This window comes from Plantibacter sp. LMC-P-059a, from assembly GCF_030209505.1.
GTDB lineage: Bacteria > Actinomycetota > Actinomycetes > Actinomycetales > Microbacteriaceae > Plantibacter.
Map to the genome: position 1 here is coordinate 201,422 of NZ_JARVRZ010000003.1, position 20,988 is coordinate 222,409.

Below are 20,988 nucleotides of genomic sequence, written 5' to 3' on the forward strand. Positions count from 1 at the left end.
ATGTTGAGAGGACTGCCCCGTTCTGGTGCACCCCGTCCGTCCAGGTCAGTCGACCCGGGTGGAGATCAGGAACACGTAATGGAGAGCAATTCGTGGCCTCACCACTTGAGAAGATCCTTCGCGTCGGCGAAGGTCGCATCCTCCGGAAGCTGACCAGCCTCACGAAGGCGGTCAATGCCCTCGAGGACGACTTCACGGAGTTGAGCGACGAGGAGCTGAAGAGCGAGACCGTCGAGTTGCGAGAGCGCTTCGAGAAGGGCGAGACCCTCGACGACCTCCTCCCCGAGGCGTTCGCGGCGGTGCGCGAAGCGGCGCGTCGCACGATCGGCATGCGGCACTTCGACGTCCAGATCATGGGTGGTGCCGCCCTCCACCTCGGCAACATCGCCGAGATGAAGACCGGTGAGGGAAAGACACTCGTCGCGACCCTCCCGGCGTACCTCAACGCGATCGCCGGCAAGGGCGTCCACATCGTCACGGTGAACGACTACCTCGCGTCCTACCAGTCGGAGATCATGGGCCGCGTCTTCCGCGCGCTCGGCATGACCACCGGCGTGATCGTCGAGGGCCAGACGCCGGAGCAGCGTCGCGAGCAGTACGCCGCCGACATCACCTACGGCACGAACAACCAGTTCGGCTTCGACTACCTGCGCGACAACATGGCCTGGCAGGCCAAGGACATGGTGCAGCGCGGTCACTTCTTCGCCGTGGTCGACGAGGTCGACTCCATCCTCATCGACGAGGCGCGCACCCCGCTCATCATCTCCGGGAAGGCCTCCGGCGAGGCGAACCGCTGGTTCCAGGAGTTCGCGCGGCTCGCCGTCCGGCTCGAACCCGGCGAGGACTTCGAGGTCGACGAGAAGAAGCGCACCGTCGGCGTGCTCGAGCCCGGTATCGAGAAGGTCGAGGACTACCTCGGCATCGACAACCTCTACGAGTCCGCGAACACCCCGCTCATCTCGTTCCTGAACAACGCGATCAAGGCCCGCGCCCTGTTCAAGAAGGACAAGGACTACGTCGTGATGAACGGCGAGGTGCTCATCGTCGACGAGCACACGGGTCGTATCCTCGTCGGGCGTCGGTACAACGAGGGCATCCACCAGGCGATCGAGGCCAAGGAGGGCGTCGCCGTCCAGGCGGAGAATCAGACGCTCGCCACGGTGACGCTCCAGAACTACTTCCGTCTCTACGAGAAGCTCTCCGGCATGACCGGTACGGCCGAGACCGAGGCGGCCGAGTTCATGTCGACCTACAAGCTCGGCGTCGTACCCATCCCGACGAACCGTCCGATGCAGCGCATCGACCAGTCCGACCTCGTCTACAAGAACGAGGAGGCGAAGTTCGCGCAGGTCGTCGAGGACATCGTCGAGCGGCACGAGCAGGGCCAGCCGGTGCTGGTCGGCACGACGAGCGTCGAGAAGAGCGAGTACCTGTCACGGCTCCTCGCCAAGAAGGGCGTGAAGCACGAGGTCCTCAACGCGAAGAACCACGCGCGTGAAGCCGCGATCATCGCCCAGGCCGGGCGGCTCGGCTCGGTCACCGTCGCCACCAATATGGCCGGACGTGGAACCGACATTATGCTCGGCGGCAACGCCGAGTTCCTCGCCGTCGCCGAGATGAACGCGAAGGGTCTCAGCCCGATCGAGACGCCCGAGGAGTACGAGGCGGCGTGGGACGAGGTCTTCACGGAGGTCAAGGCCGCGGTCAAGGTGGAGGCCGACAAGGTCATCGAGGCCGGTGGCCTGTACGTCCTCGGCACCGAGCGCCACGAGTCCCGCCGTATCGACAACCAGCTGCGCGGTCGTTCCGGACGTCAGGGCGACCCGGGTGAGAGCCGCTTCTACCTGTCGCTCACCGACGACCTCATGCGCCTGTTCAACGCCGGCGCGGCCGAGAGCCTCATGGGTCGCCAGAACGTCCCCGACGACCTGGCGATCGAGTCGAAGATCGTGAGCCGCGCGATCCGCAGCGCTCAGTCGCAGGTCGAGGCGCGCAACGCCGAGATCCGCAAGAACGTGCTCAAGTACGACGACGTCCTCAACCGCCAGCGCGAGGCGATCTACTCCGACCGCCGCCACATCCTGGAGGGCGACGACCTCCACGACCGCGCGCAGCAGTTCCTGGAGAGCGTCGTCGACGACGTGCTCGACGAGCACACCGGCGAGGGCAACGGCGACGACTGGGACTTCGACGCCCTCTGGGCGGAACTCAAGACCCTCTACCCGGTGGGTCTGACGATCGACGAGGTGGTCCAGGAGGCCGGAGCGAAGGGACGGATCAACCGCGACTTCATGCGGCGCGAGATCCTCTCCGACGCGAAGCTGGCGTACACCAACCGCGAGGAGTCCCTCGGGGCGCCCGCGATGCGCGAGCTCGAGCGTCGGGTCGTGCTCCAGGTGATCGACCGCCGCTGGCGCGACCACCTCTACGAGATGGACTACCTGAAGGACGGCATCGGCCTCCGTGCCATGGCGCAGCGCGACCCGCTCGTCGAGTACCAGCGCGAGGGATACGCGATGTTCCAGCAGATGATGGGGCAGATCCGCGAGGAGAGCGTCGGATTCCTGTTCAACCTCGAGGTCGAGGTGAACGGCGAGGTCGACTCGAGTGCCGCCGCACCGGCGATCACGGCCAAGGGTCTGACGCAGGAGACGCCCGACACCGAGAAGCTGAGCTACTCCGCGCCGAGCGAGCAGGGCGGCGTCGAGGTGCGCAACCAGCGCGGGCAGATCGAGAAGGCGGCGACGGAGCGCGCTCAGCGCCTGCAGCAGGCCGGCGGCACCGCCGGCGAGGGTGCTCCGGCGACGAAGTCGACGCCGTCGGCCAAGTCTGCGCCGTCGGCGAAGGCGACGCGTGGGGCCTTCGGACAGCAGTCCGACGCCGCGCCCGCGGCTCCCAGCAACCGTTCCGACCGACGCAAGCAGGGCAAGAAGAAGTAGTCGCTCCGCGCACGACGAAGCCCTCCGGACCAGGAATCATCGGTCCGGAGGGCTTCGTCGTCGATCGGGCGTCCGCCCGCGCTCAGAGGACGCTGACGGAGGTGGCTCGCCACCGGCCGTCGAGGCCCTCGAGGCGAATGGCGACGGCGCGGGATCTGGCGCGGCCGTGCACCATGACGACGGATTCGACGACGCCGTCCCGTGGTTCGGTGACGGTGACGGTGCCGATCGAGATGAGGGGGACGCTCCCCGGGACCCCGCGGACGCGTCTGGCCCGTTCGGCGAGGATGACCCGCTTCAGCAGGACGGTGTGGACGTCGGCCGTGATCCAGCGGGCGAGCTGCGTGAGGTCGCGCGCTCCGGCGATGACCTCGATGACGCTGCGGGTCAGGTTCTCGAGGAGTGGCCGTGGGTCGGGGAGCTCGGCGCGGGGTGCGGGCTGGTGTCCGAAGAACTCGTCGCTCCCCGGACGGATGACGGAGCGAGGCTCCCGCGTGCGGCGCTCGGGGAGTGGGCCGGCCGGCCGGAGGCGTGCCGGGCGCGCCGCGGACTCGTCGTCGTCATGCCGTGCAGCGATGGTCATGGGGCCTCCGAGGGGGTTGGACGGTCGACCGGAGTGGGGCGACCGTATGTGGAATGTTAAACTAACCATGCCAGAGATCCGATGTCCAGTGCTTCGCCGAGCCGTTCCTCACTGTGGAGAACTCGTGACGCTTGGGCGGTCGGCGGACTAGCGTCGGCGTATGCGTTGGGACAGCCTGTTCGACGATCTCGCCGGCCAGCTCGACGACGAGCTCGAGGCCGACGACGCCGGCGTGCGACTGGAGGCCGAGCGGCTTCGTCGCGGACGGCTCACCCTGCGCGACCGCGTCCTGGCGCTGCAAGCAGATCTCGGCACCGACGAGGCGCTGGTGGTCGAACTCGTCGACGGCAGCACCTGGCGGCTTCGGGTCCGGAGTGTTGGCAAGGACTGGTTGCAGGCCAGCGCGGGGACGCAGGATCGCCAGGAGCTCATCGTCCCGCTCTCGGCCGTCGCAGCGGTCGCGTTGACCGAGACCCAGGTCGACTGGAGCCTCGACGAGGTCGCGCCGCACGAGCCACGTCTGCTCGACCGCCTCACGATCTCCTTCCTCCTGCGTGACCTCGCTCGCCGACGTTCAGGCGTCTTCGTGCGCACGCGCTCCGGCCGATGGGCCGGGACGATCGACCGCGTCGGTCGCGACCATCTCGACCTCGCCGTGCATGAGCCCGGATCCGTCAGGCGCGCCCGTGACGTCGAGCAGATCCGTCTCATCGCGTTCTCGGAACTCGTCGTCGTCGAGCGGGCGGACTGACTCGGCCGTAACCGGCCGATCGTCCGCGCGGGCGTCAGCTGAAGGGGAGGAGCGGCCGGAGTGTCGGGGCGCCGGAGAACTCCGTCAGCTCGGTGAACTGGGCCTCGTGCCAGAGCCCGGCACGACGGGCCTCCTCGTATCGACCCGAGATGAACGCCTCGAGCGCCGGGAACTCGATCCGCCACGGACCGCTGCGGCCGACCCTGATTGCGGGCAGCTCGCCGGTCTCGATGAGTCCGGAGATCTCCGCCGCCGACACGTTCAGGACGTCCGCCGCATCGCTGACGGTGAGGAAGCGGCCGAGCGGGGCCGGGTCGCGCTGCAGTTCCATTCCTCGATTATCCTCTCGTGCGATCGGCGTCCGGAGGTCTGTGGATAACTTCCACGGCGCCCGCCGCGCACTCGGCAGCATGGGGACGGAGACGGCGCACGGTGCGCCGACGAAGGAGGAGACGGTGCGGGGAATCGAACGAGGCCCGGGCGTGGAGCCGGTGGGTGCGAGGGCCGACGGGAGACCGCGCCCCGGTGGCGGCCCTGTCAGCCCGGATCCGACGCGCAATCGGAGCTGGTCGCGCTCGCGTGTCTGGGTGGACCCGCGGTTCCTGGTGGGCGTGATGCTCGTCGTGGCGTCCATCGCCGGCGTGTGGTGGCTCGTGACCACCTCCAGCCGCACGGTGCCGGTCTACGCGGCGTCCGAGACGCTGACGCCGGGGACCCCGCTCGACCGATCCTCCCTGCGTGTCATCGACACCCGGCTCGGCGCGGTCGAGGAGGGCTACCTCGGTGCGCAGGGGGATCCACCGGACGACGCCGTCGTCACCCGGACGATCGCGGCCGGGGAGCTCGTACCGCTCGCGGCCCTGGGTGAGGCGGACGCCGTGGGCGTGACCACCCTCGTGGTCGAACCGGCGGGCAGGCTCAGCGCCGACATCGTCCGGGGGACGGTGGTCGACCTCTGGGCTGCGGCACCCGAGGGCGACGGGTACGGGGTCCCCGAAGTGCTGGTATCGGCGGCGACCGTCGTCCGCGCGAGCGAGGACGAGGGGTTCCTGGCGAGGGGTGGCTCGGTCGCCCTCGAACTCGCGGTCCCCAGATCCGCGGTGGCGACGGTCCTCGCCGCCACCGCGGCGGCGCACCTGCTCTCGGTGGTCCCGACCGAACCCGGCGGCCACTGATGCTGCGGGTCGGCCTCGCCCTCGACCCGCGCGTCGAGGGCGAGATCCTCGCGACGATGCTCGATCTCGGACACCGGGTCGCGTGGCGCTGCCACGACGCGGCCGAACTCGAGGACCGTCTGGCGACGGGGTCGCCCGTCGAGGTGCTCCTGGTCTCACCCGCCGCCGCGGGCCTCCGGGCGGAACTCATCGACACCGCCGACCGGGTCGGAACCCGAGTCGTGGCGCTCGCCTCGGGTGAAGCGGAGCGTCGCCAGGCCACCGGGCTCGGGCTCGTGGACGTCGTGCTCCTGCCGGTGGATGCGGAGGAGCTCGAGCGGAGCATCGCTCCGATCGAGCTCGGTGACGCCGACCGTCGTGTGCCGGAACCGGCAGCGGGTCGGGTGATCGCCGTGTGGGGCTCGGCGGGTTCGCCGGGCACGACGACGGTGGCCGCCGGCATCGCGAGCGAGCTCGCGGCGCGCGGTCGACGCGTCCTGCTCGTCGATGCCGACACCTACGGCTCGTCCGTCGCGACCATGTTGGGGCTCCTCGACGAGGCACCAGGGTTCGCTGCCGCCTGTCGCCTGGCCGGCAGTGGTGCGCTCGACATCGAACAGCTCGAGCGCATCGCGGTGGTGCATCCGTCGCCGTCCGGTGCGTTCCGCGTGCTCACCGGCATCTCGCGTGCAGCGCGCTGGCCCGAGCTCTCGACCGAGCGCGTCGCGACGACCCTGGAGCGGTGCCGCGAGTGGATGGACGACGTCGTCGTCGACACGGCGTTCTGTCTGGAGGCGGACGAGGAGATCTCGAGCGACCTCTTCGCTCCGCGTCGGAACGGTGCGGCGTTCGCGGTGCTCGGTTCCGCCGACCGCGTGGTCGAGGTCGGGGCCGCGGACCCCGTCGGGATCACGCGACTCCTCCGCGGGCACGCGGAACTCGTCGAACTCGTCGATCCGACCAGGATCTCCGTCGTGGTGAACCGGCTGCGCAGCGTCGCGCTCGGTACCGGGCCGGCCGGCCAGCTGGCTTCGACGCTCTCCCGCTTCGGCGGGATCGAGGCGGCGGCACTCCTCCCCGAGGATCAGCGGGTGGTGGACGCCGCCGTCATCGCCGGGCAGTGCCTCCGCGACCAGGCGCCGCGTGGCGCGCTCCCCACAGCGCTGCGCCGCTTCGTCTCCGCAGAGCTGGAGGACCATCCGGCGACATCGCGAGGCCGCGACCGTGGCCGGGGTCGGCGGTCGCTCCGACGCACCCGCGGTCGCCGCCGTGCGATCGAGCGGACACGGCGCCGTGAATAGCGGGAGTGTCGCCCAATACATATCCAGGTGAACACCCGAATATGCAGCGCACCCCGATATATTCATCTGCATTGTTTCGGGAGTCGATTCCGTTATCCGTTGGGTGATGTATTCAATGGGTATCGCGCGGCAATTCGTAATCGTCTGCGACGGCTCGTTATGATTGAATAACCGTCGGATTCACCACGGATTGTTTCAGGAGGACCCCCATGGCTCAGAAAGTCACCACCACCTACATCGATGATCTCGACGGCAGTGAACTCGCCGCCGGCGCGGGCGAGACCGTGCGGTTCGCCATCGACGGAACCGAATACGAGATCGACCTCGGTTCCGACAATGCGAAGAACCTCCGCGAATCGCTGAAGCCGTTCATCGGCGCCGGACGTCCGGTCAAGCGTGGCCGTCGCACCTCGGGCACGAGCACGCGGAACAGTGCGGAGAACCTCGCGGCGATCCGCGAGTGGGCCGCGAAGAACGGGCACGCCGTCTCCTCTCGTGGACGCATCCCGCAGGCCGTCCAGGACGCATACCGCGCCGCCAACTGACGTCCCGCACCTGACACGGCGCTCGGTCCACCCCCGTGGTCCCGGGCGCCGTCGTCGTCTGCCGAGCAGCCCGGCGCGGGCTCCGTCCCGGGAGTCGGTCCGCACTCGACGCGCGCCGCCCGAGCCTAGACTGGGACCGTGTCGACGCTCAGTGATCTCGTTCTCGCCCAGGGCCGCTCCAGTGCGGCCGACGTCGAGTGGCTGCATATGCTGCTCGCAGACAGCCAACTCCTCGCAGACCTCGCATTCGCGGATATCGTCATCTGGGTGCCGACGGATTCGGGGAGTTTCATCGCCGTCGCGCATTCCCGGCCGTCCAGTGCCGCCACCCTCTTCTATCGCGACTTCGTGGGTCAGTCGATCAAGCAGGAATGGCGCAAGCAGGTCACCGATTGTTTCGAGAGCGGGCGGATCATCGAGTCGTCCGCACCCGATTGGTATGAGGAGACCCCGACCCGCGTGCGCGCGGTCCCGGTGGCACGTCGGATCTCACCGACCGAGAAGACGAACGCCGACGGACCGATCGCGGTCATCACCCGGCACACGAACCTCGGCGAAGCGCGCACCCCGAGCCGTCAGGAACTCACGTTCAACGACTGCGCGAGCGACCTGTTCGAGATGATCGCGGTCGGGGACTTCCCCGACCTCGGGGCGCCGACCGGACCCCGCCGGGGCGCTCCACGCGCCAGCGACGGACTGATCCGACTCGACGTCGACGGGACGGTCACCTTCGCCAGCCCGAACGCACTCTCCGCGTTCAACCGCATCGGCTTCGCCGAGGAACTCGAGGGCGAGTCGCTCGCGGACGTCACCACGCACCTGCTCTCGGGCACGGGGACGGTCACCGTCGACGAGTCCCTCCCGCTCGTCGTGACCGGACGCGCTCCGTGGCGCACCGACATCGAGGACAAGGGCGTGACGGTGTCCCTCCGGGCGATCCCGTTGCGGAGCCGGGGTGAGCGCGTCGGCGCGATCGTCCTCTGCCGCGACGTCAGCGAACTGCGCCACCAGGAGCAGGAGCTCATCACCAAGGACGCGACCATCCGCGAGATCCACCACCGGGTCAAGAACAACCTGCAGACCGTCGCCTCACTCCTGCGTATCCAGGCGCGACGGACGCACTCCGAGGACGCGCACGACGCCCTCACCCAGGCCATGCGGCGTGTGGCGGCCATCGCGGTCGTCCACGACACGCTCTCCGAGGGGCTCAACCAGAACGTCGACTTCGACGAGGTCTTCGAACGGGTGCTGCTGCTCGTCGCCGAGGTCGCGAGCTCGCACAACACCACCGTCCGGCCCAAGTCCTCCGGCTCGTTCGGGGTGCTCCCGAGCGAGTACGCGACCCCGCTCGCGCTGGCCCTCACGGAGCTCGTCACCAACGCGGTCGAGCACGGCCTCAACGGGCGGGACGGCGACGTGGAGATCACCGCGGACCGCACCGACGAGTTGCTGAGCGTCCAGGTGCGCGACAACGGCGTCGGCCTGCCCGAGGGCAAGGTCGGCTCCGGGCTCGGAACGCAGATCGTCCGCACGCTCATCCAGGGGGAGCTCGGCGGGACCATCGACTGGCACACGCTGATGGGCAGCGGGACCGAGGTCACGATCGCGATCCCGATGCGCTGGGTCGCCAAGAGCTGAGATCGAACCGGAGGCGACCGAACGGGGCCGCCGCCGCCCAGACATGCGAGAACCCCGGTGCCGTGATCGGCACCGGGGTTCTCGTGCAGGACTAGGAGGCGCGGCGGGCGCGAGCTGCGCGGCGCTTGAGCGCGCGACGCTCGTCTTCGCTGAGGCCGCCCCAGACACCCGAGTCCTGGCCGGTCTCGAGCGCGTACTGGAGGCAGAGCTCGGTGACACTGCAGGTGGCGCACACGGCCTTCGCCTTGTCGATCTGATCGACCGCCGGACCGGTGTTCCCGACCGGGAAGAACAATTCCGGGTCGACGGTCAGGCAGGCAGCTTTATCGCGCCAATCCATAGGGGAGCTCCTTTTATTGCATGGTGAGATGTCTTCAACCGAGTGAGGGGTCTCGGGAAGGGAAAGCCGAAATGCGAGGGGGATGATCGTCCGGGAATCGGGATCTGTCCACACCCTCGTGGACCTCATGTCGGCCTCAAACATGGTTTCATATCGGTAAGAGCAAATCAATAGTCAAGTTTGGGTGAACCCTGTGAGTACCGACCGCAACACCGCTTCCGCTCCGAACCCTCAGGAACGCCGTCACCCCGCCGTGCTGGCCTTCGTGGCCCTCCTCGTGGTCGAGGCGCTGTTCATGATCGGGCTCTCGGCGTGGTTCCTGTTCGAGCTGGTCGCGGCGACACCGGCATCGTTCACGAGCGCGCTCGCGATCTTCGTCATCCTGCTCATCGCGACGGCGTTCGTCACCGCACTCGCGCTCGGGGCCGTGCGCGGTCGGAGCTGGATCCGCGGTGGCGCGGTCACGTGGCAGCTCGTGCAGATCGCCGTGGCGGTCGGCGCGTTCCAGGGGGTCTTCGCGCAACCCGCCATCGGATGGTGCCTGCTGGTGCCGTCGCTCGTCGTCCTCGGGCTCCTGTTCACGCCCGCGGTCGCCGCAGTGACCCGCCGCGAGCTCTGAGCGCGGCGGGCCACCGGTCGCCCGTCAGGCGTCGAGGCCGAGTGCCTTCCGGAGGCTCTTCACGTGTCCGGTGGCCTTCACGTTGTACCGGGCCAGGGAGAGCTCGCCGGCCTCGTCGATCACGAACGTCGAGCGGAGGACGCCGGTGACGATGCGTCCGTAGGAGTTCTTCTCGCCGTAGGCGCCGTAGGCCCGGTGCACGGTCAGCTCGGGGTCGCTGAGGAGCGGGAACGTGAGCCCGTCCTCCTCCTGGAAGGCTTTGAGCTTCTCGACGGAGTCCTTCGAGACACCCAGGACCACGTACCCGGCACCGGCGAGCGACGCGAGGTTGTCGCGGAAGTCGCAGGCCTGCGTCGTGCAGCCGGGCGTCATGGCGGCGGGGTAGAAGTAGAGGATGACCCGTCGGCCGGCGAAGTCGGCGAGCGACACGGCCGAGCCGTCCTGGTCGGTGAGGGTGAACGTGGGAGCCGGGTCGCCGGCGGACAGACGGATGGGTTCGGGCATGTCCACCAGCCTACTCAGGAGTACTGGTCGGCCTTGATCGTCGCGAAGGTGCCGAGCAGCCGCTGGAGGGAGTCGAGGCGTGCCGGACCGTTCTCCCCGAGCCGCCCCTCGGCGACGGCCTCGATGATCGCGCAGTCCGGCGCGTCCGGCAGGTGGGTGCAGCCGCGCGGGCATTCGAGCGCGATCTCGGCGAGATCGGTGAAGGACTTCAGGATGTTCGCCGTGTCGACGTGCCCGAGGCCGAACGAACGGACGCCGGGGGTGTCGATGACCCATCCGGAACCGGCGGGGCTCTCGATCCGCAACGACACCGTCGATGAGGAGGTGTGGCGCCCTCGACCGGTCACGACGTTCACATGACCCGTGGCGCGTTCGGCCGTCGGGACGAGCGCGTTGACGAGGGTCGACTTGCCGACACCCGAGTGGCCGACGAACACCGTGTCGTGGCCGACGAGGGCCTCGGTGATCTCCGCGAGCGGGACGTCGTCCTCGCGGCTGCGGAACACGCGGAGCCCGAGCCCGGCGAAGTTCGCGAGGAACTCGTCGGGATCCTGCAGGTCGGTCTTCGTGATGCAGAGGATGGGGGTGATCCCGGCGTCGTAGGCTGCGACGAGGTAGCGGTCGACGAGGCGTGCCCGCGGCTCGGGGTTCGCCGCAGCGACGACGATGAGCATCTGGTCGGCGTTCGCGACGACGACGCGCTCCATGGCGTCGGTGTCGTCACCGCTCCGGCGGAGGAGCGTGGTCCGCGGCACGATCCGGACGATGCGGGACAGCGTGCCCTCGGCGCCCGAGGTGTCGCCGACGACGTCCACGCGGTCGCCGGTCACGATGGCCTGTTTCCGGAGTTCGCGGGCACGGGTGGACGTCAGCACGCGCTCGTCCGGCGTGCCCTCGTCGAGGAGGACGGTGTACCGCCCGCGGTCGACGGCGAGGACGCGCGCGGTCAGGGCGTCGAGATGTTCCGGCCGGGTCTTCGTCCTGGGGCGGTTCGCCTTCGGGTTCGGTCGCATCCGGATGCTCGACTCGTCGATCTCGAGTCGGTCGTCGTCATCGTCGGCGTCGTCGCTCCACCAGCTCATCGGCTCAGGCTCCGAGCATCGCGTGCCACAGCTCGGTGAACTGCGGGAGCGTCTTGGCGGTGGTGGCGATGTTCTCGATGGTGATGCCGGGCACGACGAGGCCGAGAATCGCGCCGGTGGTCGCCATGCGGTGGTCGTGGTAACTCGACCACTCGCCACCGTGGAGCGGGCGGGGGTCGATGCGGAGGCCGTCGGGCAGTTCCGTGACGGCTCCACCGAGCTTGTTGATCTCGGTCGCGAGGGCCGCGAGGCGGTCGGTCTCGTGATGACGGATGTGCCCGATGCCCGTGATCGTGGAAGGACCGTCGGCCAGTGCCGCGAGGGCGGTGAGGGCCGGTGCGAGCTCGCCGCCGGTGGTGAGATCGAGGTCGACCGCGGTGATGCGCTCGCCACCGGTCACGGTCAGGCGGTCGCCCACGAGGGTGACGGTCGCTCCGAAGCGGGGGAGCAACTCGGCCAGGTCGGCGCCGACCTGCGTGGTGGACGCCGGCCAGCCGCGCAGGGTCACGCTGCCGCCCGTGACGAGCGCCGCGGCGAGGAACGGAGCGGCGTTGGAGAGGTCGGGCTCGAGGTCGACGTCGCGTCCGGCGATCGTCCCCGGCTCCACCACCCATTCGCCGACGGCGGGCTGCTCGACGGTGACCCCGCGTGCCGCGAGGGCGGCGATGGTCATCTCGATGTGGGGGAGGCTCGGCAGGCGTTCACCCTCGTGGACGAGGTGGAGCCCCTGTTCGAAGCGCGGAGCGGCGAGGAGCAGGCCCGACACGAACTGGCTCGACGACGAGGCGTCGATCGTGAGCTTCCCGCCGGCGATCGCGCCGGTGCCGTGCACGGTGAAGGGGAGCGCCTTCCGTCCGTCGTCGCTGATGTCGACGCCGAGCGCCTGCAGGGAGGTGATCATCGTGGACATCGGCCGGTTCCTGGCCGAGGGGTCGGCGTCGAACACGGTCGGACCGAGGGCGAGGGCGGCGAGGGGCGGGACGAACCGCATCACGGTGCCGGCGAGACCGCACTCGACGGTCGTGCTCCCGAACAGCTCACCGGGGGTGACGAGCCAGTCGGCGCCGAACGCACCCGTCGCCGGGCGCTCGACGATCGTCGTGCCGAGGGCGCGGAGGGCCTCGACCATGTTGGTGCTGTCCATCGAGTGGAGGGGAGCGCGCAGCAGCGAGGGGCCGTCGGCCAGCGCGGCCAGGACGAGCTCCCGGTTCGTGAGCGATTTGGACCCCGGGAGCGACACGGACGCGTCGACCGGCCCACCCGCGACGGGCGCCGGCCAGGCTGCGTCGTCGTGCTCGGGTTCGGCATCGCCGTACACGTCGAAATCTGGTGCGGAATACGGATTGGTCAACATTGGTTCCAACAGTAGTCGGGGTCACGAGCAGAAGGAGGAACGGATGTCCACAGCGGTATTGGAACGACCGGTGACCGAGGCCGATCACGGCCCTCGGGTGCTGGCCGTAGACTGGCCGGTGATGACCTCCGTCGACCCAGAAGCCCTTCCGGCCGAGCCGGACCCCCGATCACTGTTCGAAGCACAGGCACTGCCGTTCATCGACCAGCTGTACGGCGCTGCCATGCGCATGACGAAGAACCCGTCGGACGCTCAGGACCTGGTCCAGGAGACGTTCGTGAAGGCCTTCGCCGCGTTCGCGCAGTTCGAACAGGGCACCAACCTGAAGGCGTGGCTCTACCGCATCCTCACGAACACGTACATCAACACGTATCGGAAGAAGCAACGCGAGCCGTATCAGGGCACCATCGACGACCTTGAGGACTGGCAGTTGGGTGGTGCCGAGTCGATCAGCGCCACCTCGAGCCGGTCCGCCGAGGCCGAAGCGATCGATCACCTGCCGGACAGCGACGTCAAGGACGCGCTGCAGGCCATCCCGGAGGACTTCCGCCTCGCGGTGTACCTCGCCGACGTGGAGGGCTTCGCCTACCAGGAGATCGCCGACATCATGAAGACCCCCATCGGGACCGTGATGAGTCGTCTGCACCGTGGCCGACGACTCCTGCGCGACCTGTTGGCCGACTACGCCGAATCACGCGGCTTCAGCGTGACGAAGCAGGGGAGCAAGAAATGAGCGACTGCGGCTGCGACAAGGCCAAGAAGGACCTCGAGGAGTACCTCCGTCACGAGGTGTGCAAGACCGAGGCAGCGGACATCCGTGAGCACCTCGCGAGCTGCCCCGAGTGTCAGAACGAGGCGCTGGTCGCCCAGACGCTGACGGAGGCCGTGCAGCGCGCCTGCAAGGAGACGGCACCCGAGGACCTCAAGAACCAGGTGCTGGCCTCTCTGCGCGCCACCCAGGCCGCACACGAGAGCGCCTGACCCCGGTCCCTCCGGTTCACCCGGCACCGTCGAGGCGGGACTCCTCGACGTCGAGCATGCGCTGCGCCCTCGCGAGCACCTCTGAGGGGTAACTCCCGGTCGCGCGCGCGTCGAGGAGGGCGTCCCGTTCAGCGTCGAGCACTCGCCGCCTGAGCTGGCGGTACTGCTCATGCGGCCCGACGCCGGCGTCCGTGCGCTCCGCAGCCGACTCCACGCGGATGAGGCTGGTGGTGCGCACCCGGTCGACGACGGCGGGGTCGAACGGCTCGCCGTCGTCGGTCTGGAGTTGCGGGTCGTCGAGGGCGGCGACGCCGACGGTCGAGATCTCCTCGACGAGGCCCGCCAGCTCCGCCGTCGCCGCTTCCTGGTCCGTGCCGCCCACCCGGCTCAGCCGGATGACGAGCGGCAGCGATCCGCCCTGCAGGAGGAGCGTGACGATCGCGACGACGAAGGCGATCAGCACCAGTTCGGCCCGATACGGGGTCTCGAGCGGGAGCGACTGCGCGGCCGCGATCGTGACGACGCCGCGCATGCCCGCCCAGGCGAGGACCGCTCCACCCCGCCAACCGAGGCCTTCGCGTTGGAGGAAGTCGAGGTCGGCGCTCCGGCGGGCGATCGACCGGGTGAAGGCGGCCTTCCGTCTGGCGGACCGGGGGTTCTCCGAGGGGTGGTCCTCCAATCGTGCCGAGAACTCGTCGAGTTTCGGTCGCCGCGACAACGCCTCGCGTTCGTCCCGACGCAACGACCAGACGAGGCCGCCGACGAAGACGATCCGCACGACGATGAGCGTGCAGGCGGTCAGGAGTCCGAGGCCGATCGACGGCCAGATGCCGAGGTCGTCCTGTTCGACCTGCGAGACGATGGCCTCGAGTTCCAGTCCCATGAGGAGGAACACTCCGTTCTCGAGGAGGAACTGGGTGGTCCGCCAGTTGATCCGCTCGCTGATGCGGTCCTGAGCGGTGAAGTACTTCGCACTCTGGTGACCGGTGTAGAGCCCGGCGACCACGACGGAGAGCACTCCGGAAGCGTGGAAGTGCTCGGCCGGGAGGTATGCGATGAACGGCACCGCGAACGAGACGACCGTCGTCAGCACGGGGTCCCCGAGCCGCGATCGGATGCGGACGGTCACGAACCCCACGACGATCCCGATGGCGATGGCCAACGCGACGGCGTAGGCGAAGTCGCCGATCACGCCCCAGAGCGAGACGGATCCGGCGGTCGCCGCGATCGCGGAGCGGAGGAGCACGAGCGCTGACGCGTCGTTCACGAGGCTCTCGCCCTCGAGCACGCTGACGAGGCGTGGCGGCATGCCGAGCCGCTTCCCGATCGAGGTCGCGGCGACGGCGTCCGTCGGACTGACGACCGCACCGAGGGCGATGCCGGCGGCCAGGCTGAGGTCGGGCAGGATCGTCGAGAGGATGAGGCCGATCAGCACGGACGAGACGACGACGAGGACGACCGACAGCCCCGAGATCGCCTTCAGGTTGCGACGGAAGTCCACCAGCGGGACGTTGACCGCAGCCGAGTACAGCAGCGGGGGCAGCACGCCGGCGAGGATCCACTCCGGCTTGACCTCGACGTCCGGCACGAACGGCAGATAGCTGAGCGCCAGCCCGACGAGGACGAGGATGAGTGGGGCTGCCACGCGCAGCCTGGTCGCGAAGCGGGCCACCGCGACGATGGTCACCACCGCGACGACGGCGAGGAATGCGAAGTCCATGGCGTCAGCCTATTGGCGCTGGCTCACCGACCACCCACGGATCGCTGTCGTCCCGCTGACGACGAAGGCCGCCCGTTTCCACGGGCGGCCTTCGTCGTCAGCTGTCGCGTCAGAGTGCGAGCGCCGTGCGCAGCAGCTCGGCTTGCTCAGCGGCGTGGCGCTTCGCGGAACCGGTCGCGGGTGACGCGGAAGCGGTCCGCGACACGTTGCGGATCGTCCGGCCCTCGAGGTGCTTCGCGGCCTCGAGGCAGATGAACGGCCATGCACCCTGGTTCTCGGGCTCGTCCTGCACCCAGACGAGTTCGGCGTTCGGGTACTGGGCGACGACCGCGTTCAGCTCCGCCGCGGGGACCGGGTAGAACTGCTCGACGCGGACGAGGGCGATCTCCTCGTTCGGCTGCTTCTGCAGTTCGCTCAGCAGGTCGTAGTGGATCTTGCCGGAGTGCAGCAGGACGCGCTTGACGGCCGACTTGTCGGTGATCCTGGCGTCGTCGATCACCGGCTCGAAGCGACCCGAGGTGAAGTCGGCCACCGGGCTGGTCGCGCCACGCAGTCGCAGCATCGCCTTCGGGGTGAAGACGACGAGCGGGCGGCGCGGGCGTGCGTACGCCTGACGGCGCAGCAGGTGGAAGTACGACGCCGGGGTCGACGGGCGCGCGACGGTCATGTTGTCTTCAGCGCAGAGCTGGAGGAACCGCTCGATCCGCGCGGAGGAGTGGTCGGGCCCCTGCCCCTCGTAGCCGTGGGGGAGGAGGAGCGTCACGCTCGACCGCTGGGACCACTTCTGCTCCGCGGAGGAGATGAACTCGTCGATGATGGTCTGCGCGCCGTTGGTGAAGTCACCGAACTGCGCCTCCCACAGCACGAGGGCGTCGGCCCGCTCGACCGAGTAGCCGTACTCGAAGCCCATGACCGCGTACTCACTGAGGAGCGAGTCGTAGATCCAGAACCGTGCCTGGTTGTCGCTGAGGTTCGCGAGCGGCAGCCACTCCTGGCCGTTGACCCGGTCGTGGAGGACGGCGTGACGCTGCACGAAGGTGCCGCGGCGGGAGTCCTGACCGGACATGCGCACCGGCGTGCCCTCGATGAGGACGGACCCGAGGGCCAGCAGCTCGCCGAAGCCCCAGTCGATGTTGCCGTTGCGGCTCATGTCGAGGCGCTTCTCGAGCAGCTGCTGCACCTTCGGGTGCACCGTGAAGCCGGCCGGCTTGTTGTTGAACGCGTCGCCGATCAGCTGGACGACGCCCTCCGAGACCCCGGTCGTCTCGAGCTCGCCGGAGTAACCGTCCTCGTCGAGGACCTCCGTCGGGATCGGCGTCGGCGAGGTCTGCTCGGCGTGCGTCTCCATGAAGGCGCGCTCGAGGCGGTCCTGGAAGTCGCGGTGCGCGGCCTCGTACTCCTCCTCGGTGATGTCGCCACGGCCGACGAGCGCCTCGGTGTAGAGCTTCCGGACCGAGCGCTTCGCCTCGATGAGGCTGTACATGAGCGGCTGCGTCATCGACGGGTCGTCGCCCTCGTTGTGGCCGCGTCGGCGGTAGCACACGAGGTCGATGACGACGTCGCGCTTGAACTCCTGGCGGTACTCGAAGGCGAGCTCCGCGACCCGCACGACGGCCTCGGGGTCGTCGCCGTTCACGTGGAAGATCGGCGCCTGGATGGTCTTCGCGACGTCGGTGTTGTAGATCGACGAACGGCCCTCGCCGGGAGGCGTCGTGAAGCCGACCTGGTTGTTGATGACGACGTGGACCGTGCCGCCGGTGCGGTAGCCGCGGAGCTGGGACAGCTGCATCGTCTCGAGGACGACACCCTGACCGGCCATCGCTGCGTCACCATGGATGAGGATCGGGAGGGTGCCGAACGCACCGATGGGACCGCGGTCCTGCTTCGCGCGGACGATGCCCTCGAGCACGCCGTTGACCGCCTCGAGGTGCGAGGGGTTCGCGGCCAGGTAGACCGGGATCTCGCGGCCGTCCTCGGCCTTGAACGTGCCCTCGGTGCCGAGGTGGTACTTCACGTCGCCGGAACCGTGGCTCGCCGGGTCCTGCGTGCCCTCGAACTCGCGGAAGATCTGACCGTACGTCTTGCCGGCGATGTTCGTGAGGACGTTGAGGCGGCCGCGGTGGGCCATGCCGATGGCGACCTCGTCGAGCTGGGCCTGGGAGGCACCCTGGAGGATGGTGTCGAGGAGGGCGATGGTCGACTCGCCGCCCTCGAGGCTGAAGCGCTTCTGACCGACGTACTTCGTCTGCAGGAAGGTCTCGAAGGCCTCGGCCTCGTTGAGCTTGCCGAGGATGCGCATCTGCTCGTCGTGCGTCGGCTTCTCGTACTTGCGCTCGACCTTGCTCTGGATCCACTTGCGCTGCGCGGGGTCCTGGATGTGCATGTACTCGATGCCCGTGGTGCGGCAGTAGGAGTCGCGCAGGACACCGAGGATGTCGCGCAGCTTCGCCGTCCGCGCCGAACCGAAGGCCCCCGTGACGAACTCGCGGTCGAGGTCCCAGAACGTGAGGCCGTGGGTCTCGATCTCGAGGTCGGGGTGCGAGCGCTGCACGTACTCCAGCGGGTCGATGTCGGCCATGAGGTGGCCGCGGACGCGGAACGCGTTGATGAGCTCCTGGACGCGGGCGGTCTTGTCGACGGCGTCGGCGAGGTCGACGCTGATGTCGGGCGACCAGTGGATCGGGTCGTAGGGGATCCGGAGGGCCGCGAAGATGTCCTGGTAGAAGCTGCGGCTGCCGATGAGGAGCTCGTGCACCACCTTCAGGAACTCGCCGGAGCCTGCGCCCTGGATGACGCGGTGGTCGTAGGTGCTCGTGAGGGTGATCGTCTTGCCGATCGCGAGCTCGTTCAGCGTGCGCTCGGAGGCGCCCTGGAACTCCGCCGGGTACTCGAGGGCGCCGGCGCCGATGATGCAGCCCTGGCCCTTCATGAGCCGTGGGACCGAGTGGACCGTCCCGATGCCGCCGGGGTTCGTGAGCGAGATCGTCACGCCCTGGAAGTCGGCCCCGGTCAGCTTGCCCTTGCGGGCGCGGGTGACGAGGTCCTCGTAGGCGGACAGGTACTCGTTGAACGTGAGGGTGTCGGCGCGCTTGATGCCGGGGACCATGAGGGCGCGCGAACCGTCGGGCTTCGGCAGGTCGATGGCGATGCCGAGGTTGATGTGGGCGGGCGCGACGACCGTCGGCTTGCCGTCGGCCTCCTCGTAGTAGACGTTTTGGCTCGGGAAGTCCTTCAACGCCTGGATGAGCGCCCAACCGATGAGGTGGGTGAAGCTGACCTTGCCGCCTCTGGCGCGCTTCAGGTGGTTGTTGATGACGATGCGGTTGTCGATCATCAGCTTCGCGGGGATGGTGCGCACGCTCGTCGCGGTCGGGACCGTGAGGCTCGCGTCCATGTTCGTGGCGAGCGACTTGGCCATGCCCTTCAGGACCGTGACCTTGTCGACGTCCTCGGGAGCGGGCTCGGTCTGGTCGCTCTTCGGCTGCTGGACCTGGTTCGGGCTCGTCATGGGGGCGTCGGCCGGGATCGGGGCCGGCTTCGCCTGCACCGAGGTGGTGCGGGCCACCGGCTGCGCGCCGATGACCTGGATCGGAGCCGTCGGCGGGTTGACGCGGTTGGCCGCGTCCTCGGCGGGGGCCGTCGGAGCGGGTGAGCTCCCACCGCCAGCAGCCGCACCGGCGTCGGCTTGGTCGCCCGTCGTTCCCTGGGCGGCACCGTTCACCGGTCGGTAGTGCTCGAGGATCGGCCACCAGGAGCGGTCCACGGAATCCTTGTCGACGAGGTACTGCTCGTACATCTCGTCGACGAGCCACTCGTTGGCTCCGAATTCGTTCGTTGCGCCGTCTTCGGCGCCCACTCCGGTCATCTGGCTCGACACCGTCGATCGCCCACTCTCTCCGTTGAATTCTTGCTGTTTGCGGGCAGGGAACATGCCCGCACGATCCAGTCATCAAGCCTAAACCCATTCCGCCGTCGGCGCGGCTCGGACGCCGCTCGGGATACGGTGTTCTCATGCGGTTCATCGGTGAGATTCCCAGCCACGACCTGACCTACTCGGACGTCTTCCTCGTCCCCAGCCGCTCGGGGATCACGAGCCGGCTCGACGTCGACCTGGCTCCGGACGACGGCACCGGTGCCACGATCCCCATCGTCTCGGCCAACATGAACTCCGTCACCGGCCCGCGTCTGGCGGCGGCGCTCGCCCGCCGCGGCGGGCTCGGCGTCCTGCCCCAGGACATGCCGCTCCAAGACCTCGATGCGGCGATCCGCTGGGTCAAGGCACAGCCCGTCGCGTTCGACACCCCACTGATCATGCGCGACGACCAGACGGCCGCCGAGGCCCTGCGGCTCATCCCCGCGGTCGCCGGCCACGGCATCGTGCTCCACGACGAGCACGACGCGTTCGTCGGTTGCATTCCCGCCGCCCGACTCGCAACGGCACTGCCCGACGCACGGCTCGGCGACCTCGCGCGGGGCTCGCTGGCCTCGATCGACGCCGACGACGTCACCGGAGGCCGAGCCGCCTTCGACCTCATGGTGGCGGCGGACGTCGAGTTCGCGCCGGTGCTGCACCACGGTGCGGTCGTCGGCACGCTGAGCCGCACCAGTGCGCTCCGGTCGACGATCTACACCCCGGCGCTCGACGCGTCCGGCCGCCTGCGGGTCGCAGCGGCCGTCGGCATCAACGGCGACGTCGCGGCGAAGGCGAAAGCGCTCGCCGCAGCCGGCGTCGACGTCCTCGTGATCGACACCGCGCACGGCCACCAGGAGGGCATGCTCCGGGCCATCGCCGCCGTCCGGGCGCTCGGTCTCGGCCTCCCGATCGTCGCGGGCAACGTCGTCTCGTCCCTCGCCGTGCAGGACCTCGTCGACGCCGGTGCCGACATCCTCAAGGTCGGCGTCGGCCCCGGCGCGATGTGCACGACGCGCATGATGACCGCCGTCGGACGCCCGCAGTTCTCAGCGGTCCTCGAGACGGCCGCCGCGGCGCGGGCGCTCGGTGCGACGGTCTGGGCCGACGGCGGGGTCCGCTACCCGCGCGACGTCGCGCTCGCGCTCGCCGCCGGTGCGAGTTCCGTGATGATCGGTTCCTGGTTCGCCGGCACCATCGAGGCCCCGGGCGAACTCCAGCGCGCCGCCGACGGATCGATCTACAAGGAGAGCTGGGGGATGGCGTCGACGAAGGCCGTGCACGAACGCTTCGGTCGGCTCGACCCGTTCGAGCTGGCCCGCAAGACGCTCTTCGCCGAGGGCATCTCCTCCTCGCGCATCACGATCGACCCGCTGCGGCCGTCCGTGGAAGACCTCCTCGACATGATCACCGCGGGCGTCCGCTCCTCGTTCACCTACGCGGGTGCCGACACGGTCCCCGGCTTCCACGAGCGTGCGATCGTCGGCGTGCAGTCGGCGGCCGGCTACGAGGAGGGCAAGGCGCTGCCGGTCTCCTGGTGAGCCACGGGGCGGGCGCACGAGCAGGT

General features: G+C 69.1%; 18 protein-coding genes. 10 read left to right on the forward strand and 8 right to left on the reverse strand.

Going from position 1 to position 20,988, the window contains the following annotated elements; genetic code table 11:
* Positions 1–92: 92 nt before the first annotated feature.
* Complete coding sequence (secA, locus tag QRN27_RS08225; protein WP_285041657.1) at positions 93–2,939, forward strand: preprotein translocase subunit SecA; 2,847 nt, start codon at positions 93–95, stop codon at positions 2,937–2,939.
* Between the two features lie 82 nt (positions 2,940–3,021).
* On the opposite strand, the gene QRN27_RS08230 is transcribed toward secA, so the two are convergent.
* Positions 3,022–3,522 carry an Rv3235 family protein gene (locus QRN27_RS08230; RefSeq protein WP_285041659.1) on the reverse strand — a complete coding sequence of 167 codons (501 nt, stop codon included), beginning with the start codon at positions 3,520–3,522 and terminating at the stop codon, positions 3,022–3,024.
* Between the two features lie 160 nt (positions 3,523–3,682).
* Between QRN27_RS08230 and QRN27_RS08235 the strand changes: the two genes are divergently transcribed.
* On the forward strand, positions 3,683–4,273 hold the full coding sequence (locus QRN27_RS08235; RefSeq protein ID WP_285041661.1) for a hypothetical protein: 591 nt from the start codon (positions 3,683–3,685) through the stop codon (positions 4,271–4,273).
* A 34-nt stretch (positions 4,274–4,307) separates the two neighbouring features.
* Here the strand turns inward: QRN27_RS08235 and QRN27_RS08240 are convergent, their stop codons facing one another.
* Positions 4,308–4,604: a helix-turn-helix domain-containing protein gene (locus tag QRN27_RS08240; RefSeq protein WP_285041663.1), complete on the reverse strand. Its 297-nt coding sequence runs from the start codon at positions 4,602–4,604 to the stop codon at positions 4,308–4,310.
* 256 nt (positions 4,605–4,860) lie between these two features.
* Between QRN27_RS08240 and QRN27_RS08245 the strand changes: the two genes are divergently transcribed.
* The 4 genes from QRN27_RS08245 (at position 4,861) to QRN27_RS08260 (ending at position 8,911) form a co-directional block, all read left to right on the forward strand.
* A complete protein-coding gene (locus QRN27_RS08245) occupies positions 4,861–5,448 on the forward strand; it encodes a CpaB family protein (protein ID WP_285041665.1) in 588 nt (195 codons plus the stop codon).
* A complete protein-coding gene (locus QRN27_RS08250; RefSeq protein WP_285041667.1) occupies positions 5,448–6,728 on the forward strand; it encodes a CpaE/TadZ family protein in 1,281 nt (426 codons plus the stop codon). Before QRN27_RS08245 ends, QRN27_RS08250 begins: the two co-directional genes overlap by 1 nt.
* Positions 6,729–6,937: 209 nt before the next feature.
* Positions 6,938–7,273 carry a histone-like nucleoid-structuring protein Lsr2 gene (locus QRN27_RS08255; protein ID WP_056012632.1) on the forward strand — a complete coding sequence of 112 codons (336 nt, stop codon included), beginning with the start codon at positions 6,938–6,940 and terminating at the stop codon, positions 7,271–7,273.
* A gap of 138 nt (positions 7,274–7,411) precedes the next feature.
* Positions 7,412–8,911: a sensor histidine kinase gene (locus tag QRN27_RS08260; RefSeq protein WP_056012629.1), complete on the forward strand. Its 1,500-nt coding sequence runs from the start codon at positions 7,412–7,414 to the stop codon at positions 8,909–8,911.
* A gap of 91 nt (positions 8,912–9,002) precedes the next feature.
* On the opposite strand, the gene QRN27_RS08265 is transcribed toward QRN27_RS08260, so the two are convergent.
* On the reverse strand, positions 9,003–9,251 hold the full coding sequence (locus QRN27_RS08265; protein ID WP_056012627.1) for a WhiB family transcriptional regulator: 249 nt from the start codon (positions 9,249–9,251) through the stop codon (positions 9,003–9,005).
* A gap of 193 nt (positions 9,252–9,444) precedes the next feature.
* Between QRN27_RS08265 and QRN27_RS08270 the strand changes: the two genes are divergently transcribed.
* Positions 9,445–9,870 carry a hypothetical protein gene (locus QRN27_RS08270; protein WP_157580023.1) on the forward strand — a complete coding sequence of 142 codons (426 nt, stop codon included), beginning with the start codon at positions 9,445–9,447 and terminating at the stop codon, positions 9,868–9,870.
* Positions 9,871–9,894: 24 nt separating this feature from the next.
* Here QRN27_RS08270 and bcp read toward each other — a convergent pair whose 3' ends face one another.
* Genes bcp through aroA form a run of 3 tightly spaced genes read right to left on the reverse strand, consistent with a single transcriptional unit; the run spans position 9,895 to position 12,810 of the window.
* On the reverse strand, positions 9,895–10,374 hold the full coding sequence (gene bcp / locus QRN27_RS08275; RefSeq protein ID WP_285041669.1) for a thioredoxin-dependent thiol peroxidase: 480 nt from the start codon (positions 10,372–10,374) through the stop codon (positions 9,895–9,897).
* Positions 10,375–10,388: 14 nt separating this feature from the next.
* Positions 10,389–11,456 (reverse strand): ribosome small subunit-dependent GTPase A, encoded by a 1,068-nt coding sequence (gene rsgA / locus QRN27_RS08280; protein WP_285041671.1) that lies wholly within the window; start codon positions 11,454–11,456, stop codon positions 10,389–10,391.
* 4 nt (positions 11,457–11,460) lie between these two features.
* Positions 11,461–12,810: a 3-phosphoshikimate 1-carboxyvinyltransferase gene (gene aroA, locus QRN27_RS08285; protein ID WP_285041673.1), complete on the reverse strand. Its 1,350-nt coding sequence runs from the start codon at positions 12,808–12,810 to the stop codon at positions 11,461–11,463.
* A gap of 121 nt (positions 12,811–12,931) precedes the next feature.
* Here aroA and QRN27_RS08290 point away from each other — a divergent pair, with 121 nt between their 5' ends.
* Both QRN27_RS08290 and QRN27_RS08295 read left to right on the forward strand, forming a co-directional pair.
* A complete protein-coding gene (locus tag QRN27_RS08290; RefSeq protein WP_056013420.1) occupies positions 12,932–13,543 on the forward strand; it encodes a sigma-70 family RNA polymerase sigma factor in 612 nt (203 codons plus the stop codon).
* Positions 13,540–13,791 (forward strand): zf-HC2 domain-containing protein, encoded by a 252-nt coding sequence (locus QRN27_RS08295; protein ID WP_056012616.1) that lies wholly within the window; start codon positions 13,540–13,542, stop codon positions 13,789–13,791. The genes QRN27_RS08290 and QRN27_RS08295 overlap by 4 nt, the downstream gene beginning before the upstream one ends.
* Positions 13,792–13,807: 16 nt before the next feature.
* Here the strand turns inward: QRN27_RS08295 and QRN27_RS08300 are convergent, their stop codons facing one another.
* A complete protein-coding gene (locus QRN27_RS08300; protein ID WP_285041675.1) occupies positions 13,808–15,511 on the reverse strand; it encodes a cation:proton antiporter in 1,704 nt (567 codons plus the stop codon).
* Between the two features lie 109 nt (positions 15,512–15,620).
* The gene (locus QRN27_RS08305; RefSeq protein WP_285041677.1) at positions 15,621–19,388 is read right to left on the reverse strand and encodes a multifunctional oxoglutarate decarboxylase/oxoglutarate dehydrogenase thiamine pyrophosphate-binding subunit/dihydrolipoyllysine-residue succinyltransferase subunit; all 3,768 of its coding nucleotides are present in this window, start codon (positions 19,386–19,388) and stop codon (positions 15,621–15,623) included.
* Positions 19,389–19,522: 134 nt separating this feature from the next.
* Here QRN27_RS08305 and guaB1 point away from each other — a divergent pair, with 134 nt between their 5' ends.
* A complete protein-coding gene (guaB1, locus tag QRN27_RS08310; RefSeq protein ID WP_285041679.1) occupies positions 19,523–20,962 on the forward strand; it encodes a GMP reductase in 1,440 nt (479 codons plus the stop codon).
* The last annotated feature ends 26 nt before the right edge of the window (positions 20,963–20,988 follow it).

Excerpts from the sequence above, each read along its gene's own strand:
- QRN27_RS08230 (WP_285041659.1), bottom strand. The coding sequence starts at position 3,522 with ATGACCATCGCTGCACGGCATGACGACGACGAGTCCGCGGCGCGCCCG.
- QRN27_RS08235 (WP_285041661.1), top strand. The coding sequence starts at position 3,683 with ATGCGTTGGGACAGCCTGTTCGACGATCTCGCCGGCCAGCTCGACGAC.
- QRN27_RS08240 (WP_285041663.1), bottom strand. The coding sequence starts at position 4,604 with ATGGAACTGCAGCGCGACCCGGCCCCGCTCGGCCGCTTCCTCACCGTC.
- QRN27_RS08250 (WP_285041667.1), top strand. The coding sequence starts at position 5,448 with ATGCTGCGGGTCGGCCTCGCCCTCGACCCGCGCGTCGAGGGCGAGATC.
- QRN27_RS08255 (WP_056012632.1), top strand. The coding sequence starts at position 6,938 with ATGGCTCAGAAAGTCACCACCACCTACATCGATGATCTCGACGGCAGT.
- QRN27_RS08265 (WP_056012627.1), bottom strand. The coding sequence starts at position 9,251 with ATGGATTGGCGCGATAAAGCTGCCTGCCTGACCGTCGACCCGGAATTG.
- bcp (WP_285041669.1), bottom strand. The coding sequence starts at position 10,374 with ATGCCCGAACCCATCCGTCTGTCCGCCGGCGACCCGGCTCCCACGTTC.
- rsgA (WP_285041671.1), bottom strand. The coding sequence starts at position 11,456 with ATGAGCTGGTGGAGCGACGACGCCGACGATGACGACGACCGACTCGAG.
- aroA (WP_285041673.1), bottom strand. The coding sequence starts at position 12,810 with ATGTTGACCAATCCGTATTCCGCACCAGATTTCGACGTGTACGGCGAT.
- QRN27_RS08290 (WP_056013420.1), top strand. The coding sequence starts at position 12,932 with ATGACCTCCGTCGACCCAGAAGCCCTTCCGGCCGAGCCGGACCCCCGA.
- QRN27_RS08295 (WP_056012616.1), top strand. The coding sequence starts at position 13,540 with ATGAGCGACTGCGGCTGCGACAAGGCCAAGAAGGACCTCGAGGAGTAC.
- QRN27_RS08300 (WP_285041675.1), bottom strand. The coding sequence starts at position 15,511 with ATGGACTTCGCATTCCTCGCCGTCGTCGCGGTGGTGACCATCGTCGCG.
- guaB1 (WP_285041679.1), top strand. The coding sequence starts at position 19,523 with ATGCGGTTCATCGGTGAGATTCCCAGCCACGACCTGACCTACTCGGAC.